A 227-nucleotide genomic window follows, 5' to 3' on the forward strand; every position below is an offset into this window, starting at 1 on the left:
CTCCCAGGTAGTGGAGGTGATATGCTGATACACTTCATTCAGAACATTGGTTTCATAACCGAATTTAACAGGTTTGGTACTCCAATCATTACCTACCTGGATCTGCTGTTGAATTCTATCCAATGGAGAGTTTTCCAATATTTTCTCGGAATAGATCTTTTCAGACCCATAAGGGGTATTGATGGCATTACCTAACGGATTGGGAACAATAGCTCCATTCAGCGTTC

The 227-nt window shown here is 41.0% G+C and carries 1 protein-coding gene; it reads right to left on the minus strand.

Going from position 1 to position 227, the window contains the following annotated elements; all coding sequences use genetic code 11:
- Positions 1-227, minus strand: a 227-nt coding sequence (locus BOQ64_RS23410) for a hypothetical protein (protein ID WP_164975889.1), incomplete at both ends; no start/stop codon positions are given.

It is taken from the genome of Chryseobacterium sp. CH25, from assembly GCF_004119455.1.
In the GTDB taxonomy this organism is placed as follows: domain Bacteria; phylum Bacteroidota; class Bacteroidia; order Flavobacteriales; family Weeksellaceae; genus Chryseobacterium.